Origin of the sequence: Novosphingobium sp. B-7 (assembly GCF_000410615.1) — a bacterium.
Lineage (GTDB): Bacteria > Pseudomonadota > Alphaproteobacteria > Sphingomonadales > Sphingomonadaceae > Novosphingobium > Novosphingobium capsulatum.
This window is the reverse complement of sequence record NZ_APCQ01000749.1, coordinates 1-18,754: the sequence shown is the minus strand read 5'-3', so window position 1 is coordinate 18,754 and position 18,754 is coordinate 1. Positions and strand designations below refer to the sequence as shown.

21 protein-coding genes and 1 pseudogene are annotated in these 18,754 nt (G+C 64.7%); 10 read left to right on the top strand and 12 right to left on the bottom strand.

Annotated elements, in window-relative coordinates; genetic code table 11:
* Positions 1–236 (bottom strand): annotated as a pseudogene (locus H926_RS0108220) (hypothetical protein); the annotation flags it as partial.
* Positions 237–458: 222 nt separating this feature from the next.
* Between H926_RS0108220 and H926_RS0108215 the strand changes: the two are divergent.
* The gene (locus H926_RS0108215; protein ID WP_028657750.1) at positions 459–1,355 is read left to right on the top strand and encodes a DMT family transporter; all 897 of its coding nucleotides are present in this window, start codon (positions 459–461) and stop codon (positions 1,353–1,355) included.
* A gap of 73 nt (positions 1,356–1,428) precedes the next feature.
* Here the strand turns inward: H926_RS0108215 and H926_RS31635 are convergent.
* Positions 1,429–2,150, bottom strand: a protein-coding gene (locus H926_RS31635; protein WP_369801322.1) for an IS5 family transposase whose coding sequence is annotated in 2 segments (ribosomal slippage) — positions 1,429–1,865 and positions 1,865–2,150 — 723 coding nt in all. Because the reading frame shifts where the segments join, the coding sequence is not laid out codon by codon here.
* Positions 2,151–2,298: 148 nt separating this feature from the next.
* On the opposite strand from H926_RS31635, the gene H926_RS26335 reads away from it, so the two are divergent.
* The 6 genes from H926_RS26335 to acnA all read left to right on the top strand — a co-directional run bounded on the left by H926_RS26335 (position 2,299) and on the right by acnA (position 7,580).
* Positions 2,299–2,463, top strand: a complete 165-nt coding sequence (locus tag H926_RS26335) for a type II toxin-antitoxin system Phd/YefM family antitoxin (RefSeq protein WP_169041919.1) — start codon at positions 2,299–2,301, stop codon at positions 2,461–2,463.
* Between the two features lie 65 nt (positions 2,464–2,528).
* Positions 2,529–2,795: a type II toxin-antitoxin system VapC family toxin gene (locus tag H926_RS26330; RefSeq protein ID WP_237740994.1), complete on the top strand. Its 267-nt coding sequence runs from the start codon at positions 2,529–2,531 to the stop codon at positions 2,793–2,795.
* Positions 2,792–2,914, top strand: a complete 123-nt coding sequence (locus H926_RS35425) for a hypothetical protein (protein ID WP_256380239.1) — start codon at positions 2,792–2,794, stop codon at positions 2,912–2,914. Before H926_RS26330 ends, H926_RS35425 begins: the two co-directional genes overlap by 4 nt.
* Positions 2,915–3,135: 221 nt before the next feature.
* Positions 3,136–3,927 (top strand): hypothetical protein, encoded by a 792-nt coding sequence (locus H926_RS32340; protein ID WP_148291675.1) that lies wholly within the window; start codon positions 3,136–3,138, stop codon positions 3,925–3,927.
* The gene (locus H926_RS0108185) at positions 3,924–4,532 is read left to right on the top strand and encodes a hypothetical protein (protein WP_022675864.1); all 609 of its coding nucleotides are present in this window, start codon (positions 3,924–3,926) and stop codon (positions 4,530–4,532) included. Before H926_RS32340 ends, H926_RS0108185 begins: the two co-directional genes overlap by 4 nt.
* Positions 4,533–4,910: 378 nt before the next feature.
* Positions 4,911–7,580: an aconitate hydratase AcnA gene (gene acnA, locus H926_RS0108180; protein ID WP_022675863.1), complete on the top strand. Its 2,670-nt coding sequence runs from the start codon at positions 4,911–4,913 to the stop codon at positions 7,578–7,580.
* Positions 7,581–7,863: 283 nt separating this feature from the next.
* Here acnA and H926_RS32335 read toward each other — a convergent pair whose 3' ends face one another.
* Positions 7,864–8,820, bottom strand: a complete 957-nt coding sequence (locus H926_RS32335; RefSeq protein ID WP_231627758.1) for a PEP-CTERM sorting domain-containing protein — start codon at positions 8,818–8,820, stop codon at positions 7,864–7,866.
* Positions 8,821–9,068: 248 nt separating this feature from the next.
* Positions 9,069–10,127, bottom strand: a complete 1,059-nt coding sequence (gene ruvB, locus H926_RS0108165; RefSeq protein ID WP_022675860.1) for a Holliday junction branch migration DNA helicase RuvB — start codon at positions 10,125–10,127, stop codon at positions 9,069–9,071.
* Between the two features lie 74 nt (positions 10,128–10,201).
* On the opposite strand from ruvB, the gene H926_RS0108160 reads away from it, so the two are divergent.
* Positions 10,202–10,537, top strand: coding sequence for a GIY-YIG nuclease family protein (locus H926_RS0108160; RefSeq protein ID WP_022675859.1), 336 nt, complete (start codon positions 10,202–10,204; stop codon positions 10,535–10,537).
* Between the two features lie 110 nt (positions 10,538–10,647).
* Here the strand turns inward: H926_RS0108160 and ruvA are convergent, their stop codons facing one another.
* From ruvA to H926_RS0108140, 4 genes are all read right to left on the bottom strand, one after another.
* On the bottom strand, positions 10,648–11,265 hold the full coding sequence (gene ruvA / locus H926_RS0108155; RefSeq protein WP_022675858.1) for a Holliday junction branch migration protein RuvA: 618 nt from the start codon (positions 11,263–11,265) through the stop codon (positions 10,648–10,650).
* A gap of 45 nt (positions 11,266–11,310) precedes the next feature.
* Positions 11,311–11,811: a nucleoside deaminase gene (locus H926_RS0108150; protein WP_022675857.1), complete on the bottom strand. Its 501-nt coding sequence runs from the start codon at positions 11,809–11,811 to the stop codon at positions 11,311–11,313.
* A gap of 49 nt (positions 11,812–11,860) precedes the next feature.
* On the bottom strand, positions 11,861–12,337 hold the full coding sequence (gene ruvC / locus H926_RS0108145) for a crossover junction endodeoxyribonuclease RuvC (protein ID WP_022675856.1): 477 nt from the start codon (positions 12,335–12,337) through the stop codon (positions 11,861–11,863).
* A 151-nt stretch (positions 12,338–12,488) separates the two neighbouring features.
* Complete coding sequence (locus tag H926_RS0108140; protein WP_022675855.1) at positions 12,489–13,232, bottom strand: YebC/PmpR family DNA-binding transcriptional regulator; 744 nt, start codon at positions 13,230–13,232, stop codon at positions 12,489–12,491.
* A 164-nt stretch (positions 13,233–13,396) separates the two neighbouring features.
* Here H926_RS0108140 and H926_RS26320 point away from each other — a divergent pair, with 164 nt between their 5' ends.
* Positions 13,397–14,092, top strand: coding sequence for a type II CAAX prenyl endopeptidase Rce1 family protein (locus H926_RS26320; RefSeq protein WP_158441959.1), 696 nt, complete (start codon positions 13,397–13,399; stop codon positions 14,090–14,092).
* A gap of 39 nt (positions 14,093–14,131) precedes the next feature.
* Here the strand turns inward: H926_RS26320 and H926_RS0108130 are convergent, their stop codons facing one another.
* Both H926_RS0108130 and H926_RS0108125 read right to left on the bottom strand, forming a co-directional pair.
* A complete protein-coding gene (locus H926_RS0108130) occupies positions 14,132–14,368 on the bottom strand; it encodes a DUF2312 domain-containing protein (protein ID WP_022675853.1) in 237 nt (78 codons plus the stop codon).
* 151 nt (positions 14,369–14,519) lie between these two features.
* Complete coding sequence (locus H926_RS0108125) at positions 14,520–14,858, bottom strand: DUF1244 domain-containing protein (RefSeq protein ID WP_022675852.1); 339 nt, start codon at positions 14,856–14,858, stop codon at positions 14,520–14,522.
* Between the two features lie 95 nt (positions 14,859–14,953).
* Here H926_RS0108125 and pyk point away from each other — a divergent pair, with 95 nt between their 5' ends.
* Complete coding sequence (gene pyk, locus H926_RS0108120) at positions 14,954–16,411, top strand: pyruvate kinase (RefSeq protein WP_022675851.1); 1,458 nt, start codon at positions 14,954–14,956, stop codon at positions 16,409–16,411.
* Positions 16,412–16,436: 25 nt separating this feature from the next.
* On the opposite strand, the gene H926_RS26315 is transcribed toward pyk, so the two are convergent.
* Entirely contained in the window at positions 16,437–17,759 is a 1,323-nt protein-coding gene (locus H926_RS26315) for a diguanylate cyclase (RefSeq protein ID WP_051146295.1), read from the bottom strand.
* A 143-nt stretch (positions 17,760–17,902) separates the two neighbouring features.
* On the bottom strand, positions 17,903–18,568 hold the full coding sequence (locus H926_RS0108110) for a YggS family pyridoxal phosphate-dependent enzyme (RefSeq protein WP_022675849.1): 666 nt from the start codon (positions 18,566–18,568) through the stop codon (positions 17,903–17,905).
* Positions 18,569–18,754: the final 186 nt, after the last annotated feature.

Genomic DNA, 18,754 nt, shown 5'->3' with positions numbered 1-18,754 from the left:
GCGGGAGCCGGGGGCAGCTTGGCCGGCGGTACCTTGGCCGGTGGGGGCGCCGGCTGCTGCGCCTGCGCGGTCAGGTCCACCGGGCCCTTGCTGTCCTGCGTGCGGGCAAGGGCCGGCGTCGCCAGCAGGGGCGTAACAACCAGCGACGTGGCAACCAGGGGCGCCATGGCCAGCGTCGTCGCGCCGAAAAGACGCGCACGGTTGCGGCGCTGCGGCCAGGTCTTGCGGGGGGTCATCGGTTCGAAATTCCCTGTTGCCATTCGGTTGCACGCACGTGGTGCACGGTTCATCTACTGCCCCATGCCCCACCGCCAATCAAGCAGCGAGGCTTTCGCCAAGCTGAATCAGGCATGCACATGGCTGCTTTTCCTTCCAAACGATAAACACGGTTCATCGTTTCCGCCAAACGCATTGGCGCGATGATAGCCAATCTGCCGGCACTCGGCTATGCGCCGCCCATGCATACGCCGCGCCCGCTCCTGCCGATCATCGCCACGTTGATCGGCCTTGTTTTTTTCAGCGTGATGGACGGCGCCATGAAAGGTGCCTCGCTCATGCTGGGGGCCTTTGTCGCGGTGTTCTGGCGCAGCACGGCCAGCGCCGTGGTCGTGGCACCGTTCTGGCTGCGGGAAACGCTGCTGCACCGGAAAGGGCGTTTGCCGCCCCCGGCTATCTTGCGGCTTCACGTGCTGCGCGGTGTGGTCACGGCGGGCATGGGGGTGCTGTTCTTCGATGGCGTGGTGCGCATGCCGCTGGCGCAGGGCATGGCGCTGTCATTCCTGGCGCCGCTGATCGCACTCTATCTGGCCGCGCTGACCCTGGGCGAACGCGTCAGCCACCGCGCGGTGATGGGCTCGTTGCTGGCGCTGGTGGGCGTGGCTGTCATCGCCAGGGATCAGCTGGGCGCGGCTCCCGGGCCGGGCGCCTGGCGCGGCCTGGTCGAGATTCTGGCCTCTGCCGTGCTCTATGCGACGACGTTGGTGCTCCAGCGCCGCCAGGCGCAAGTGGCCAGCCCGGTCGAAGTCGCCTTTTACCAAAGCCTGGTGACGGCCACGTCCCTTTCGCCCATCGCCCTGGCATGGACGACATGGCCCACCCCGCTCGCCTGGGGCTTGGTGGTGGCCGGCGCGATCATGTCGGTGATCGCCATGCTGTTGATGGCCTGGGCCTATGCTCGCGCCCAGGCACAAGTGCTGGTCCCATTGGAATATACCGCGTTCATCTGGGCCGCGATCACCGGCTATGTCGCCTTTGGCGAACCGGTGACGCGTGGCACGGTGGCCGGCGTTACGCTGATCGTGGCAGGCTGCATCCTGGCGGCGCGGCGCGGCGATCCGCATCCCGAGCCGATGTAGGGTGCCTGCTGCGCTGACACGGCGGCAGTGCGGAAAGAGTGGCCTTTGCTGGGCTAGGGTCAGGACTCATTGATTAGAGCCAGAAGCAGAAGGTTGCTGCGATGGTGATGGCCGACATGAAGGTGTGGGCGCATCGGTCGTAACGGGTGGCGATGCGTCTCCAGTCCTTGAGGCGGGCGAACAGGTTCTCGATCTTGTGGCGCTGGCGATAGAGCTGCTTGTCGTAGGCGTGCTGTACCTTGCGATTGGCAGTTGGCGGGATGCATGGGGTGATGCCGCGGCTGGCAAGGGCGCGGCGGAACCAGTCGCTGTCGTAGCCTTTGTCCGCCAGCAGTTCCTTGGCCTGGGGCAGTTGTGAAAACAGCAGAACTGCGCCTTTGTGATCGCTCATCTGCCCTTCGGTGAGCAGCATGACGATCGGCCGACCCTGGCCATCGCAGACTGTATGCAGCTTCGAGTTCAGTCCGCCCTTGGTGCGCCCGATACATCGGGAAAGAGCCCCCCTTTTAGGAGACTGGATGCCGTGCGGTGGGCCTTGAGGTGCGTTGCATCAATCATGATCCGGTCCGGCTCGCCAGCAGCGCCGGCCAGTTCGGCAAAGATGCGGTTGAACACACCAAGCCGGCTCCAACGCACGAACCGGTTGTAAATCGTCTTGTGGGGGCCATACCCCTTGGGGGCATCGCGCCACATCAGGCCATGCTTGATGACGTAGACGATGCCCGAGATAATCCGGCGGTCGTCCACCCGTGGAATCCCATGCGACAGCGGAAAGAATGGCTCAATCCGGCGCATCTGCGCCTCACTCAGCACGAACGGTACGTCCACGGTCAGCGCCTCCTCAACGCTGACCTTGAATCAACCAATCGCCGCCTGCGCAAGAAATTTAATGGGTCCTGACCCTAGGCGCACTTAGCTATATTTATGGCTAAGGAGATCGCCAATGGCGCAGTTCTCGGTTCACGACGCCAAGACCAACCTGTCCCGCCTGATCGCCGAAGCGCTTGCAGGTGGTGAGGTGGTGATAGCCCGTGGCAATGTGCCGGTGGTGCGCCTCGTGCCGGTCGAGCCGCGCGGTCGTCGCGTCTTCGGCGCATTCAAGGGGTAGATCGCCCTGGATGCGCGGTTTGACGAGCCTTTGCTGGACGATGAACTCGGCGGGTGGAACCTCGCTTGAGGCTGCTGCTCGATGCTCATGCACTGATCTGGTGGCCGGCCGGTGACGAGGCACTGAGCCGCCGCGCCCAGGAAGCCATCGCCGACGAGGCCAATACCATCGCCGTCAGCGCCGCCTCCGCCATGGAAGTGGCCACCAAGTTCCGCATCGGCAAGCTGCCGGGCGCAGCCCTGCTGGCACAGGATTTCGCGGCGATTGTCGCCGGCCAAGGTTTTGCCGAACTGGCGATCAGCGTTCGCCACGCCCGCTCGCCGGGGAAATGAACATCCCCCATAAAGACCCGTTCGATCGCTTGCTGATTGCCCAGGCCCAAGTGGAGGACATGACGTTGGTATCGAACGAGGCGCTGTTCGATGGCTTCGCCGTGAAGCGGATCTGGTAGCGTGCGTTACACCTTTGCTTAGAGCAAAGATGTGGAGCCTTGGTGGCGATTAAGTATGCTGCCCCTGGAATTCTTCTGTCCCTGAAATTCCTAAATTGCGAGAACTGCTTGGCTGTGGGCAGCGTAAAATTCTTTCCTGTTCAACCTTTTGATGCATATGAGAGGTAAGGGATTCACAATCCCAATTCGATACGCTATCGTTCCCGCGCGAGGAAACGGATGTGGATACTATCGGTCCAAGGCAAATAGAACTAAAGCTGCACGGTCTGACCCGTGAGGATCACGGTCGCGTCCCTGGTCGTCTTTTTGCAACCAAGCTTACGCAGCTCATTAATGCGCTTGAGGCCGCTGACACTATAGCCAATGGCGACGCGGTCCATGACTATGTGCTTTCCAATATGCACATGTCCGAACCCACAGCCATCCTTTCTGAAATCCCACGGGAATTTGAAAATGCTGGCGTGTCGGCGATCCCTACTTTCAGCGAGGCAGTGGATTGTGTTAAGGTCCATGATGCTGCCAAGATCGCCCGGTTGGCTCCCGTAGTTAAGCGTATAAGCAGTCTAACCGGCGGCGCTGAATCCCGGTTTGGGTTCGCAGAAATAAGAACAGGAAACGAGGTCATCCGAGTTGATGACTTCCTTCGTCGGCGTGCGCTGGCGGCAAAGAAAAGCACGAAGGGGCCTTGGTATGAGGGAGTCGCATACGGCTCCTTTGATGGGATGCTAGATTACGTCGATGTGCGTGGTGCGGTCCCACAGGTAAAGCTAACCCTAAGTGCGGGCGGTAAGGAGATCGATTGCGTATGTCGCCGGGAGGATATTGACGATCTCGGTGCGGCGCTTAACCACCGGGTTCGCGTCTATGGGAAATGCATCTATGCATCCGCGTCACCGCTCCCAATCCGCGTCGAAGTTAACTCGATTGAGCCTGTAAAACCCAATGGCGACCTGGCTCGTTGGGTGGGGTCATTCCGCCCCTTTGCTATTGATAGTTGGGATGGCGACGCATGATCGGAAAAAACCTGTTTTGGGATTCATGCACGTTCATCCGATATATCACGCGGGACGTTGGCGCCGATCACTTCCAGGATATCACCCGCTTTGTGGCAGAGGCCAAGGCTGGCAAACGGCAGATTTACTACTCCACGATATCCCTCGCCGAGTTCAAACAGGACCACTTCACTGGCAGTGAATTCGGATCAGTGCGGGACTTTTTTGAGGATATGGGATCTGCTTGTATCCCAATCGAGCCAAACCCGAACGTGCTGATCGCGGTTGGTGAATTGCGAGGAGCAAAATCTACAAATCCGCAACCTGGCGCCCCAAACCGGTCCATAGCTACTCCAGATGCCATTGTTATGATGTCGTGCGTTTTCGCACGTGACGCACTCGGGGTTTCGGACATCGTTTTGCAGACCACGGACGAAGGGAAGGGCAAGACCTGGTATGGTCGTTCTGTGCCTATTCTGGGGTTCGAGCGTTGGTATCCTGAGTCAACGCGCACAGATCGGATCAAGGAGGTTTGTTCGCTCCGACGCGAGAAGCCAATACACCCTGAGCCGATGCTCGAGGGAATCGTCCTGCATGGCAACTTTGACCCTAAGCGACGCATTTGAAACCGGTAGATAGCAGTACGCAAATGCCGCGACGGAGATGGTTGACCATAGAGGTCGCCAGTCCATCGACTCCAACTACCCGCTCCAAAGCACAGTATTCTGTTGTTGGTCCGATCGCCGCGTCGGCACCCACACCCCAAATCGACGAACTGCACCCCACGCGAGACAATACTTCTGCTATTGCGTCGCAATAAGGCAAATCCCGCAAATTTAGCCATTTCCCGCCCTTGACGAGTCGGTCCTGACAGCGCATCGCGGCGCCGTTCACGAGAGGCCCGCTGGCTTTCGTTGCCCCCGGACATGGGCTTTGCCCCCGGAAAAGGTAGCGGCCTTCGCGCCCGCGGTCCCTCGCAAACGGCAGGAGGATTTCGCTTAGCCATGACCCAGGTCGGACAGGACTCGCTCGGCACGCGCAGCACGCTTACCGTCGGCGGCAAGAACGTCGCCTACTACTCCCTCAAGAAGGCCGCCGAAAAGTTCGGCGATGTCTCGCGGTTGCCCTTCTCGATGAAGGTGCTGCTGGAAAACCTTCTCCGCTTCGAGGACGGTGGCTTCACCGTTTCGGCCGACGATGTGAAGGCCCTGGTCGATTGGCAGCACAACCCGTCGAGCAGCGCGGAAATCCAGTACCGCCCGGCGCGCGTGCTGCTGCAGGATTTCACCGGCGTGCCCTGCGTGGTCGATCTGGCCGCGATGCGCGACGCCATCGCCAAGCTTGGCGGTGACACCAGCAAGATCAACCCGCTGGTGCCCGTGCACCTGGTGATCGATCACTCGGTCATGGTCGATGAATTCGGCCACCCCAAGGCGTTCGAACAGAACGTCGAGATCGAATACTATCGCAATGGCGAGCGCTACGACTTCCTCAAGTGGGGTTCCAAGTCGCTTTCCAACTTCCACGCCGTGCCCCCGGGCACCGGCATCTGCCACCAGGTCAACCTGGAGCACATCGCCCAGACGGTGTGGACCAGCGAAGACCAGGACGGCAACCTGGTCGCCTATCCCGACACCTGCGTCGGCACCGACAGCCACACCACCATGGTCAATGGCCTGGGCGTGCTGGGCTGGGGCGTGGGCGGCATCGAAGCCGAAGCGGCCATGCTCGGCCAGCCGGTCTCGATGCTCATCCCCGAAGTGGTGGGCTTCAAGTTCACCGGCCAGCTGCAGGAAGGCGTGACCGCCACCGACCTCGTGCTGACCGCCACCAACATGCTGCGCAAGCATGGCGTGGTGGGCCGCTTCGTCGAATACTTCGGCCCCGGCCTGGCTGGCCTCACGCTGGCCGATCGCGCCACGCTGGCCAACATGGCGCCGGAATATGGCGCCACCTGCGGCTTCTTCGGCATCGATGAAAAGACGCTGGACTACATGCGCCTGACCGGCCGCGATGAAGACCAGATCGCGCTGGTTGAAGCCTATGCCAAGGAGCAGGGCTTCTGGATCGATCCTTCGGTCGAGCCGGTGTTCACCTCCACGCTCGAACTCGACCTGTCGACGGTCGTGCCTTCGCTCGCCGGCCCCAAGCGCCCGCAGGACAAGGTCGAGCTGCCGCAGGTGGACGACGTGTTCAACCAGGACCTGGGCGACGTCTACAAGAAGACCCAGTCGCGCGTGGCCGTCGAAGGCAAGGACCATGACATCGGTGACGGTGACGTGGTGATCGCCGCCATCACCAGCTGCACCAACACGTCGAACCCCGGCGTGCTGATCGCGGCCGGCCTGGTAGCCAAGAAGGCCGACGAGCTGGGCCTCAAGCCCAAGCCCTGGGTCAAGACCTCGCTGGCACCGGGCTCGCAGGTGGTGACCGACTACCTGATCAAGGCCGGTCTCCAGTCGCACCTCGACAATATCGGCTTCAACCTGGTCGGTTATGGCTGCACCACCTGCATCGGCAACTCCGGCCCGCTGGCCGAGCCGATCAGCAAGGCGATCAACGAGAACGGCATCGTCGCCGCCTCGGTGATTTCGGGCAACCGCAACTTCGAAGGCCGCGTCAGCCCTGACGTGCGCGCCAACTTCCTGGCCTCGCCGCCGCTGGTTGTCGCCTATGCGCTCAAGGGTACGGTGGTCGAAGACTTCACCACCACCCCGATCGGCACGAGCAAGGACGGCGCCGCTGTCTATCTCAAGGACATCTGGCCGACCAACGCCGAGGTTCACTCGGTCATGTCGGGCGCGATGAACCGCGCGATGTTCCAGGCCCGCTATGCCGACGTCTACAAGGGCGACAAGCACTGGCAGGCGATCAACGTGACGGGTTCGGAAACCTACTCGTGGCGCGCCGGGTCGACCTATGTCGCCAACCCGCCGTACTTCGAAGGCATGACCATGACGCCTGCCCCGGTGTCCGACATCGTCGGCGCCAAGCCGCTGCTGATCCTGGGCGATTCGATCACCACCGACCACATCTCGCCGGCCGGCTCGATCAAGGCCGATAGCCCGGCGGGCAAGTGGCTGCAGGATCACCAGGTCGCCAAGGCTGACTTCAACTCCTACGGCGCGCGCCGTGGCCATCACGAAGTGATGATGCGCGGCACCTTTGCCAACATCCGCATCAAGAACGAAATGGTCCCCGGCACCGAAGGCGGCTTCTCGCGCTATGGCGACGAAGTGGGCGCGGTCTATGACGTGGCGCAGAAGTACAAGGCCGATGGCACGCCGATGGTGGTCATCGCCGGCAAGGAATACGGCACCGGCTCCTCGCGCGATTGGGCGGCCAAAGGCACCAACCTGCTCGGCGTGCGCGCCGTGATCGTCGAAAGCTTCGAGCGTATCCACCGCTCGAACCTCGTCGGCATGGGCGTGCTGCCGCTGCAGTTCCTCGATGGCCAGACCCGCCAGAGCCTGGGCCTGACCGGCGACGATGCCTTCACCATCGAAGGCGTCGCCGATCTCCAGCCGCGCCAGACCGTGACCGTCAAGGTCACGCGCCCCGATGGCAGCACGTTCACGTTCGATGCGCTGTGCCGCATCGATACCGCCAACGAGCTGGAATACTTCAAGAACGGCGGCATCCTGCACTACGTGCTGCGCAAGCTGGCGGCCTGATCGCCGCCGGCATCACGCCGGAATGCAAGAAGGGCGGCTCCCACCGGGGCCGCCCTTTTTCGTTGGTGCGGAGGCGGAAATGCCCCTCCACCACCGGCTATGCCGGCGGTCCCCCTCCGCGCCTGCGGCAGGGAGGATAACCAAGATCCTTCCCATCTTTGATGGGGAGGGGGACCACCGCGAAGCGGTGGTGGAGGGGCCATTAAGCCCACGAAAAGGGGCGGCCTCCCCCCGAAGACCGCCCCTTCCGTGGAGCCCGACAGAACCGGGCTTGACCGTGGTTTCAAGCCGGCTTGCGGCTCCGGCCCCAGCGCTGGCGTGCAACCAGCGCGGCGGCTGCGGCGCCGAACAGCAGAACCATCGAAGGTTCGGGCACGTCGGTGCCGCCAGTGGTCGTCCCGCTGCTCGTCGATCCGCTGGACGAAGACGAGGTGGAGCTGGACGAACTGGTGGAGCTGGAGGAACTCGTCGAACTGGAGGTCGACGAGGAGGTGGAGGATGACGTCGACGAGGAGGTGCTGCTGCTCGTCGAGGACGACGTGCTGACATTGCCCGACGAGGTCGAGGTCGAGGAACTGGTCGACACGTTGCCGGACGAGGTGCTGACGTTGCCGGAAGAGGTCGAGACATTGCCGGACGAGGTGCTCACGTTCCCGCTCGAGGTGGAAACGCTGCCCGAGGACGTCGATACGCTGCCCGACGAGGTCGAGACATTGCCACTGGAGGTGGAGACGTTGCCGCTCGACGTGGAGGTCGAGCCACCCGAGGTGGAGGTCGATCCGCCCGACGTCGAGCTGGAGCCGCCCGAGGTAGAGGTGGAGCCAGTGCTGGTGGAGGATACCACGACGTTGCCACCGCCACCGCCGCTGCCGCCAAAGAAGCCGCCGAAGAACCCGCCGCCAAAGCCGCCCACCGGTCCGCCACCGATCACCACCGGCACGCCGCCACCGCCGCCGCCCTGCGCCTGGGGCGGCAGGGGCGCCATATAGGGCACCGGTGCCATGGCATATTGCTGCGGCGGATCGCACACCTTGGTGGTGGCCGTGGTGACGATCTTGCGCTGGCGGTGCACCACGTGCGGCGGGGCGCGGCGCACCACGCGGCGCGGCTTGGCCTGCTTGATCTTGATCGGCTTGGTGTGGTGAATCTCGCCGGTCGATGGCGCTTCGGACACGTGCACCGCGCCCCCGCCCAGAACTGCGCCGCCTGCCGCGCAGGCCGCCAGTTTTGCCAATGCCATCCTAACCGACATGATCGTTGCTCTCGCTAAATCCCGGGGCCGGCCTAGCAGAAACCACTTAACAGGTGGCTGCCGGCCTTTCCCGCAGATGAACAACGCAGATCATAGCGGCAGCGTCCATCGCGTTAACCTGAAATCGGCACAGCAGCGGGCCATATTTCGTCACTTTTCGCGCCGGTGTGTTAACTCTGTCCCAATCTGGAACTTTTGCTGGCCCGGGTGTTGCCGATTCCGACAGGCAAACCTGCCTATTCGCCGCTGTCGGGGGCAAACAGGCCGGGCAGGGTGCCGGGCAGGCCGCCCGGCATCTGCGCCGTGGGCGGGGTGATTCCCAGATGCTGCCAGGCCCGATCGTTAAGGCAGCGACCGCGCGCCGTGCGGGCCACCAGGCCCAGCTGGATCAGATAGGGCTCGATCACTTCCTCGATCGTGTCGCGCGGTTCCGAAAGGCCGGCGGCCAGCGTTTCCACCCCCACCGGGCCGCCCTTGTAGATATCGGCGATCATCATGAGATAGCGCCGATCCTGCAGGTCGAGCCCCAGCGCATCGACTTCCAGCCGGGTCAGCGCCTGGTCGGCCAGGGCGCGGGTGATCGTGCCATCGCCCATCACCTGGGCAAAATCGCGCACCCGGCGCAGCAGGCGCCCGGCCACGCGCGGCGTGCCCCGCGCACGCTTGGCAATCTCGCGCGCGCCCTCGCTATCGATGCCCACGCCCATCAGCGTGGCGCCGCGCGTCACCACGCGTTCCAGTTCGGCCACGGTATAGAACTGCAGGCGCACCGGAATGCCAAAGCGATCGCGCAGTGGGGTCTGCAACAGGCCCTGCCGCGTCGTCGCGCCGATCAGGGTGAACGGCGGCAGATCGATCCGCACCGAGCGTGCCGAAGGCCCTTCACCGATGATCAGATCCAGCGCGCGGTCTTCCATCGCGGGATAGAGCACTTCCTCGACCACGGGATTGAGGCGGTGGATTTCGTCGATGAACAGCACATCGCCCGATTCGAGGTTGGTCAGCAGCGCCGCCAGATCGCCCGACTTGGCAATCACCGGGCCAGAGGTGGCGCGGAAATTCACCCCCAGCTCGCGGGCGATGATCTGCGCCAGCGTGGTCTTGCCCAGGCCCGGCGGGCCAAAGAACAGCACATGGTCCATCGCCTCGCGCCGCTGCTTGGCGCTCTCGATGAAGATCTTGAGATTTTCGCGCGCGGCCTCCTGGCCAACGAACTCGGCCAGCGTCTTGGGCCGCAATGCAGCGTCGAGGTCTTCGGCCTGGGCCTGGGCGGAAAGCAGCGGGTTTTCGGTCATGCGGCATCAGGGCTTTCGGCCAATTCGGCAGCAACGGTCATTGTCCACTGATCTGCCCGTGGCCACGATGGGATATGCGACGGGAACGGCAACCATGCGTGTACATTCTCGCAAGCGGGGTGCGTGGCACCTTGTACATCGGGGTCACGTCGGCCTTGATGCAGCGGTTGTGGCAGCACCGCGAAGGCATCACCGGCGGCTTCACCGCGCGCTATGGTGTCTACCGCCTGGTCCACTTCGAGATCTTCGCCGATATGGAGCAGGCGATCGTCCGCGAAAAGCAACTCAAGAACTGGCGCCGTGACTGGAAGCTCAATCTGGTCCATGCGGCCAATCCCGATTGGCGCGATCTTGCTATCGACCTCGGTTTTCCGCCGTTGGGGCAGGGCAAGCCTCACCCTGGACCCTGAAACAAGTTCAGGGTGACGACCGTTCTGCAGGCAACGTTTGACTTCAAAATCCCCGTCACCCCGGACTTGATCCGGGGTCCAGCATGCCGCCTTTCCCGCCGTAACGGCCATCACCCCGTCGCCCGTTTGAGCGCCACGCGCACCAGGTCGTTGAGGCGGGCGTCTTCGCCCAGATCCTTGATCGCAAAGGCCACGGCGCTGGCTGCCACGGCGGGCTTGAAGCCCAGGTTCTGCAGGGCCGAGATCGCGTCGGCGCTGGCCGAGCCGGCCGGCAGCGCAACATCTGCCTCTGCCGCAACGCCCAAGCCGCCAGTCATGCCGGCAAGGCCCCCGGCCTTGTCCTTGAGTTCGTTGACGATGCGGCTGGCAAGCTTTGGCCCCACCCCGTTGGCGCGCGCTACCATGGCAGCATCGCCACCGGCGCAGGCGCGCTGCAATTCGTCCACGGACAGGGCCGAGAGAATGGCCAGGGCCACTTTCGATCCCACCCCCTGCACGGCGGTGAGCAGGCGGAACCACGCGCGTTCGCCCGCGCTGGCAAAGCCGATCAGGCGCTGGTCGGTTTCGCTCACCTGCATTTCGGTGTGCACCACCACCTTGTCGCCGCGCACGCCCAGGTGCGTGAGCGTCTTGGCGGAACATTGCACCAGGTAACCGACGCCGTTCACGTCGATGATCGCCCAATCCGGGCCGGTGTCGTCAAGCATGCCGGTCAATTTGGCGATCATGGTTTGTTCCCTATGGCAGGGAACTTTCCCGCGCGCAACCGGGGTTCAGGTATTGGCCTGTTGATCCTCGGGCACGACATCGTCGGGGCCGTAATAGAGCTTGGCGCAATCGTGCGCAGCCACGCCCCCTTCGAGCGACAGGTCGTCCTTGAAGGCATCGCGGATGTAATCGACCGTCGAAAGGTGGCGGTCCTCGAAATACATCTCGTGCACCTGATCGCGTCCGGCGCCATAGACGATGCGGGTGATCCCAGCCCAGATCGCCGCCATCGTGCACATGCCGCAGGGCTGCAGCGTGGTATAGAGCGTGGCGCCGTCGATCTTCATGTCGCCCACTGCCTGGCCCGCCGCGCGCAGCGCTTCCACTTCGGCATGGGCGGTGGCATCGCACCGTTCCACCGTGCGGTTGACCGCGCCAGCCACCAGGCTGCCATCGCGCACGACCAGGGCGGCAATCGGCGTATTGGCCGGGTCATCGCCCTTTTCGCGGATGGCAAGGGCGATGGCGCGGGCCATCCAGGCTTCGTCGGTGGCGGCGATGTTCATGAAGAACGCTACGCCGGGCGGGCGCGGGCGTTCCCGTGCCCGTTCGGGATCAGCGGTGGCTGCCCAGCATGTTGGCATGGGTGATCGCCACGGCCAGCGCGTCAGAGGCGTCCTCGCCGGCCAGCTTCACGCCAGGCAGCAGGATCTTGAGCATATGCTGGATCTGCTGTTTTTCGGCGCCGCCGGTGCCGACCAGCGCCTTCTTGATCACCTTGGTGGGATATTCCGCCACATGCATGCCCGAGCGCGCCAGGCTGAGCATGGCAACGCCGCGTGCCTGGCCCAGCTTGAGCGTGGATTGCGGGTTCACGTTGACGAAGACCTCTTCCACCGCGCCTTCGTCGGGGCGGTGGGTGAGGATCACGTCGGTCAGCGCTGCATCCAGTTCCACCAGGCGCTGCGCCATGGTGGCCTTGGCATCGGTGCGAATCTGGCCATTGGCAACGTGGCTGAGCCGGCTGCCAGACTTGGCCACCACGCCCCAGCCGGTGCAGGTGAGGCCGGGATCGATGCCCAGGATGATCATGACTGCAAGATCCTCTCCCGCATCGCGGGGGAGGGGGGCCGCACGCGCAGCGCGTGGTGGAGGGGGAGCCCCCTCTGAGGGCCTGACGGCCGCCACCTCCCCCTCTGCGAGGGGGAGGATCGATCGCCAGCGCGCGCAGCCACGGGCCTGATCAGCCCAGCTTTTCCATCACGTCGTCGGGGATTTCATAGTTGCCCCACACGGTCTGCACGTCGTCGTCGTCGTCCAGCACGTCGATCAGCTTGAGCAGGGTGGCGGCGTCATCGGCCGAAACCGTGGTCTTGAGGCTGGGCTTCCACGCCAGCTTCACCGCTTCGGCTTCGCCCAGCGCCTTTTCCAGCTCGCGGCTGACGGGGTGGAGGTTGTCGATCGCGGTCCAGATCTGATGCGTATCGTCGTCCGATTCCACGTCGTCGGCGCCGGCTTCGATGGCCGCTTCCAGCACCTTTTCCTCGTCGCCCACGCTGGCGGGATATTCGATCAGGCCCAGGCGCTCAAAGCCATGGCTGACCGCGCCCGAAGCGCCCAGGTTGCCGCCGTTCTTGGCAAAGGCGGTGCGCACGTTGGTGGCGGTGCGGTTGCGGTTGTCGGTCAGCGCTTCGACGATGATCGCCACGCCGCCCGGGCCATAGCCTTCGTAGCGCACTTCTTCATAGTTCTCGCCATCGCCCTTGCTCGCCTTGTCGATGGCGCGCTGGATGTTGTCCTTGGGCATCGACTGCGCCTTGGCGGCGTTGATCGCGGCGCGCAGGCGCGGGTTCATGTCCGGGTCGGGCATGCCCATCTTGGCCGCGACGGTGATTTCGCGGGAGAGCTTGGAGAACATGGCCGAGCGCTTCTTGTCCTGCGCGCCCTTGCGATGCATGATGTTCTTGAATTTGGAATGGCCTGCCATGGATCTGCTTCTTGCGGCTGATGGTGGGAACTTGGGGTTTGCCACGGCCCCTAGACCAACCGGCGCAAAACGGCAATGCGCGCCTGGCCAACAACGGGGCGGCCCAGCAACCGGAGCAGATCGGCAAACGCGGCGTTAACCGCTGGCGCGGTATGGCCCTTGCCATGGTCCGCCTGTCCCTGCCCGCTGCGCAATCCCTGGCCCACTTCCTGCGTCATCCACGCTGGACGCGCCCGATGGGGCTGGGCAGCGCGGAAAGCTGGGCGCTGTGGCGCGGGGCAACCGGGCTCTATCTGGCCGGGCTGCTGGTGCTCGCGCTGGTTCTGCACATGTGGCAGCGGGTCATGGGCCTGCCTTCACCCGACGCCTTTGGCAAAGTGCCGCCCGCCCTGCTGCTGCCTGCTGTCACGCTGCTCGCGCCGGTGGCCGAGGAATGCGTGTTCCGGGGCTGGCTATCGGGCCGGCCGCGCGCACTCGCGCTGATCGCGGGGCTGGTTGTGGCGGCTGCCGCGCTATGGACGGTGCGCGATGGCGCGGCCCACCCGGTGGCGCTGCTGCTGTTGCTGCTGGGCGTGCTGGGTGCGGCGCTGGGCTGGTTCGTGCTGCGTCGGCGGGAAACCCCGGCGTGGTTCGTCGCGGCGTTTCCGGTGCTGTTCATGCTGCACGCGGTGGTCTTCGCGCTGTTTCACCTCAGCAACTATCCGCGCATCACGCTGGCGCTGGTGCCGATGGTGCTGCCGCAGCTGTGGGCCGGGCTGGTGTTCGGCTTCATCCGTGTGCGGATCAGCCTGCCCGCCGCCATGCTTGCCCACGCGCTGGGCAATCTGGCGGCGGTAACCGTGGCATTCCTGGTGCAGTGAGCGGGGCGGCCAAGCGCCGCGTGGCTCAGTCCCTGGTGCTCAGTCGATGCCCAGGGCGTTCTTGTAAACGTCGAGAATCGCTTCCATTTCGCGGCGATCGTCGGGCTTCATCTTCCGCAGGCGGACGATCTGGCGCATGATCTTGGCGTCATAGCCGGCCGACTTGGCTTCGCTGTAGACATCCTTGATGTCGTCGCCGATGCCCTTCTTTTCTTCTTCCAGGCGTTCGATGCGCTCGATCAAGAGGCGCAGGCGGTCGTCGGCGGCGTCGGCCATGGGATAAGCTCCGAATCTCTGTGTGGGCGGCCGTTGCGGCCTTCAGCCGCGGGCAAATAGCCGCCCACGCCCACGCTGGCAAAGCCGATCCTGTGGAAAGATTGCGCCGCTGTCGCGCGCAAGCCGGGTTGTGTCCGGGTTCTGGCCGGTGTCAGCGCGGGTTGCGCTTCATGCTCTCGTCCATCCGTGCCAGTTGTTCGGGCGTGGCCGGCGTCTGGTAGCGGGCCTTCCATTCATCGGCGGGCAGGCCGTGGATCGCCTCGCGGGCGGCGGCCTTGTCCAGCGGGGCGCCGGCCTCGATGATCCAGTCGGCCAGGCAATTGCGGCAAAAGCCTGCCAGGCCCATCAGATCGATGTTCTGGGCATCGTGGCGGTGGCGCAAATGGCGCACCAGGTGGCGAAAGGCAGCCGCGGCCACCGCATCATCGAGCTGATCGAGCGGATCAGCGCCAGAATGGGTGGTTTGGCCGGTCGAAGCATTCGTATCCATGGTTATCATCCCTTGGGTTTTGCCCCGGCATAGGCCATAGGGCAGGCCGAATGAAAGCCTGCCGGGTTCGATAGTGAAGAGGAGTTTTTTGCACCATGGGCCAGCCTGACAAGCGCGAACGCAAGGTCAAGATCCTCGCAACGGTGGGGCCGGCCAGCCGTTCCCCGGAAATGCTGGAAAAGCTTTTCCTGGCCGGTGCCGATGCCTTTCGCGTCAACATGAGCCATGGCGAACACGCCATCCACGCCGAAACCATCGCCAATATCCGCGCGCTGGAAGAACGGGTAAAGCGCCCGATCACCGTGCTGTGCGATCTTCAGGGGCCCAAGCTGCGCGTCGGCACGTTCAAGGAAGGCCGCGCCGTCATCCGCCATTCGGGCCACTTCACGCTCGATCGCAATCCCGAGCCGGGCGATGAAAACCGCGTCTGCCTGCCTCATCCCGAATTGTTCGGCATCCTGCAAAAGGGCCAGCGCCTGCTGATCGACGATGGCAAGCTGCGCCTGCGCGTGATCCGCGCCAGCGAGAGCGAAATCCTCTGCTCGGCCGAAGTGGGCGGCGTGATTTCCGATCGCAAGGGCGTCAACGTGCCCGACGCGGTGGTGCCGGTGCCCGCGCTCACCGAAAAGGACCGTCGCGACCTGGCCTTCGCCGTGGAGCATGGCGCCGACTGGATCGCCCTGTCGTTCGTGCAGCGCCCCGAAGACGTGGCCGAGGCGCGCCGCCTGATGGGCGGCTATGGCTCGCTGATGGCCAAGATCGAGAAGCCGGCTGCGATCTCGCGCCTGGAAGAAATCATCGAACTGTCCGACGGCATCATGGTCGCCCGTGGTGACCTGGGCGTCGAGCTCAACCCCGAAGAAGTGCCGCCGCTGCAAAAGCGCATCGTTGAAAGCGCGCGCCGCCAGGGCAAGCCGGTGGTCGTGGCCACGCAGATGCTCGAATCGATGATCGAGGCGCCGACGCCTACCCGCGCCGAAGTGTCGGACGTGGCCAACGCGGTCTATGACGGCGCCGACGCGGTCATGCTGTCGGCCGAAACCGCCGCCGGCGCCTGGCCGGAAGAAGCGGTCAGCATCATGAACCGCATCGCCGTGCAGGTGGAAAGCGATCCCGGCTATGCCGCCCGCGTCCACTTCATCGAAACGCTGCCCGATCCCACCACGGCTGACGCGCTGGCCCAGGCCTGCGCCTCGATCGCTGAAACCCTGCCGATCTCGGGGATCATCGTGTTCACCGGTTCGGGCTCCACCGCCCGCCGCGTGGCGCGTGAACGGCCGGGCGTGCCGATGCTGGTGCTCACGCCCAGCCAGAAGACCGCGCGCAAGGTCGGCCTGCTGTGGGGCGCCCACGCCGTTGCCACCAAGGACATCGGCAGCTTTGAGGAAATGATCGCCAAGGGCAAGCGCATGGCCCTGCGCCACGATTTCGGCACCGCCGGATCCAAGCTGGTGGCGCTGGCCGGGGTGCCGTTCGGCACGCCGGGGGCCACCAACCTGCTGCATGTCGTCACCCTCACCGGCGACGAACTCAAGCAGCACCAGGCCGACTGAGCAGCCCTGACAAGACCTGGCGCGTTCAGGTCTTGTCCGTCACCCGGGCCACTGTCAGGCCCGAGGTGACGCGCTCGGCCGCGAACACGCAGTTCTTGCCCGATGCCTTGGCCAGATAGAGCGAGGCATCGGCATCGGGGATCAGTTCCTCGCCCCTGACCGATGTTTCCGGCATGGCCGCCACGCCCAGCGAGGCGCTGACCGGGCAGCCCTGGATATCGGTCACGCCCAGCACGCGCAGGCGGATCTGCTCGGCCTTGGCCACGGCATCGGCCAGCGCGCAATCGGGCAGGATGGCGATGATCTCTTCCCCGCCATAGCGGCAGACCACGTCTGTGGGGCGCAGCGCGCCAACGATCTGCGCTGCCACGTCGCGCAGCACCGCATCGCCCTTGGCATGGCCATAGCTGTCGTTGAGTTCCTTGAAGTTATCCAGATCGATCATGATCACTGCGGTGGGATTGCCCGATCGCTGCGACAGCGCAATCAGGCGCTCCAGCGTGTCTTCCATATAGCGCCGGTTATAGAGGCCAGTCAGCGAATCGCGCAGCGACTGGGTGCGCAGCCGATCGCGCAGCGCGATGTTGGACAAAGCCAGCGACATCGAATCCGCCAGCGCCGTGCCGAGATGGCGCAAGTTGGCCAATTCCTCGCCCCCCGCCAGCGCCACTGGCGCATCGCTGCGCGCCAGCACCAGAAGACCCTGTACCTGGCCACCGGCCATCATCGGAATTTCCAGCACGGCATTGTCGCCGCCATGGTGCGAGCAGCACAGCCCGCCTTCGACCGGCGCATTCACGTGCGCCTTGCCGCGCTTCAACGCCCAGCAGTGACTTGGCGCCAACGAATCGGGTGCGACATAGCCATCCGGCAAGTCCCACTGGCGCGCCAGGTCCAGCCGATCGCGTGAATTGTTGAGCACATAGAGCGCCGCGCCGTGCCCGCCCAGCAGGCGCCGCGCGGTGACCATCAGGACGGCGCCGGCTTCCTCGTTGGTTTCGGCGGCCTGCAACATGTCGGTCATGGCAAAGAGTTCGGCGGTGCGCCGCCGCGCTGCCTCTGAATCCGCGCGCATGTGCTGTTCGTGGTTGTGATGGGTGATCAGGATCGTGCGAAAGCCCAGCAGTGACGTGGCCACGGCCACCTGCAAGCCCAGCGCCATGACCAGCAGCATGTCGTTGCCGCCAGGCTGCCAGCGATCGAGCATTTCGTGCACCGCCACCAGGGCGATGGACAGCAGCTGCAGCGCGATCGCGCCATTATACATCAGGCCCAGGCGCTGCCGCGTGGTGCCGCGCCATTCCGGCAGGCGCAGCCGACGCAGGAATGGCGCTTGCTCGTCCACCACGCTCAGAAAGCTCCCGTTCCGAAACCTGCACCGTCCCGGGGATGCCGGGCACGGCCATTCTTAGGGGCGGGGCAGGTGGAGCAGGCTGAACGCGCGCCTGCGCATGAATGCCTATGACGGGTGGCGCAGGCCGCTAACGATGATCAGGCGCGCGCGCCAAACAGGGCAGAGCCGACGCGCACATGCGTGGCGCCCAGCTGGATCGCGGTCTCAAAGTCGTCGCTCATGCCCATCGATCGGCCGGCCAGGCCATGGTCGGCGGCCAGCTTGTCGAGCAGCGCAAAGAACGGCGCGGCCTCGATCCCTGCCGGGGGCACGCACATCAGCCCGATCACCGGCAGCTCCGCCGCGCGCGCTTCGGTCAGCAGTGCGGGCAGGTCGGCAATGGCGCAGCCACCCTTCTGCTCTTCTGCGCCGATGTTGACCTGCACGAACAGCGGCACGCGGCGCCCGGTCTTGTCCATTGCGCGAGCGAGCGCGGTCAGCAGTGAGGGGCGATCGAGCGAATGGATGCAATCGAACAGCGCCACGGCCTCGTCGGCCTTGTTCGATTGCAGCTGGCCGACCAGGTGCAATTCCAGCCCGGCCTGTTCGTCGCGCAGCGGCGCCCACTTGGCCTGGGCTTCCTGCACGCGGTTTTCACCGAACACGGTTTGCCCGGCGGCGATCAGCGGGCGGATCGCCTCGGCCGGGTGGGTTTTCGATACGGCCACCAGCGTCACGTCGGCAGGGGCGCGGCGGGCAATGCGCGCGGCCTGGGCGATGCGGGCGCGAATGTCGTCAAGCGGGGTATGCACTGGTCCGGTCATGGCGCGGTGCTATAGCGTCGTCATGGCAAAGCGCTACCCCGTGCCGCGATTGGTCCTGCTCAGCGATGCGCGCAACGATGCCGTACTGGCCCGCGCCCTGGCGCGCCTGCCGCGCGGCAGCGCGCTGGTGTTCCGCCATTATCACCTGGCGCCCGAGGCGCGCCGACGGCGCTGGGCCGCGCTGCG

Coding starts and splice junctions, on each gene's coding strand:
- H926_RS0108215 (WP_028657750.1), top strand. CDS start 459: ATGCATACGCCGCGCCCGCTCCTGCCGATCATCGCCACGTTGATCGGC.
- H926_RS26335 (WP_169041919.1), top strand. CDS start 2,299: ATGGCGCAGTTCTCGGTTCACGACGCCAAGACCAACCTGTCCCGCCTG.
- H926_RS35425 (WP_256380239.1), top strand. CDS start 2,792: ATGAACATCCCCCATAAAGACCCGTTCGATCGCTTGCTGATTGCCCAG.
- H926_RS0108185 (WP_022675864.1), top strand. CDS start 3,924: ATGATCGGAAAAAACCTGTTTTGGGATTCATGCACGTTCATCCGATAT.
- acnA (WP_022675863.1), top strand. CDS start 4,911: ATGACCCAGGTCGGACAGGACTCGCTCGGCACGCGCAGCACGCTTACC.
- H926_RS32335 (WP_231627758.1), bottom strand. CDS start 8,820: ATGGCATTGGCAAAACTGGCGGCCTGCGCGGCAGGCGGCGCAGTTCTG.
- ruvB (WP_022675860.1), bottom strand. CDS start 10,127: ATGACCGAAAACCCGCTGCTTTCCGCCCAGGCCCAGGCCGAAGACCTC.
- H926_RS0108160 (WP_022675859.1), top strand. CDS start 10,202: ATGCGACGGGAACGGCAACCATGCGTGTACATTCTCGCAAGCGGGGTG.
- ruvA (WP_022675858.1), bottom strand. CDS start 11,265: ATGATCGCCAAATTGACCGGCATGCTTGACGACACCGGCCCGGATTGG.
- H926_RS0108150 (WP_022675857.1), bottom strand. CDS start 11,811: ATGAACATCGCCGCCACCGACGAAGCCTGGATGGCCCGCGCCATCGCC.
- ruvC (WP_022675856.1), bottom strand. CDS start 12,337: ATGATCATCCTGGGCATCGATCCCGGCCTCACCTGCACCGGCTGGGGC.
- H926_RS0108140 (WP_022675855.1), bottom strand. CDS start 13,232: ATGGCAGGCCATTCCAAATTCAAGAACATCATGCATCGCAAGGGCGCG.
- H926_RS26320 (WP_158441959.1), top strand. CDS start 13,397: ATGGTCCGCCTGTCCCTGCCCGCTGCGCAATCCCTGGCCCACTTCCTG.
- H926_RS0108130 (WP_022675853.1), bottom strand. CDS start 14,368: ATGGCCGACGCCGCCGACGACCGCCTGCGCCTCTTGATCGAGCGCATC.
- H926_RS0108125 (WP_022675852.1), bottom strand. CDS start 14,858: ATGGATACGAATGCTTCGACCGGCCAAACCACCCATTCTGGCGCTGAT.
- pyk (WP_022675851.1), top strand. CDS start 14,954: ATGGGCCAGCCTGACAAGCGCGAACGCAAGGTCAAGATCCTCGCAACG.
- H926_RS0108110 (WP_022675849.1), bottom strand. CDS start 18,568: ATGACCGGACCAGTGCATACCCCGCTTGACGACATTCGCGCCCGCATC.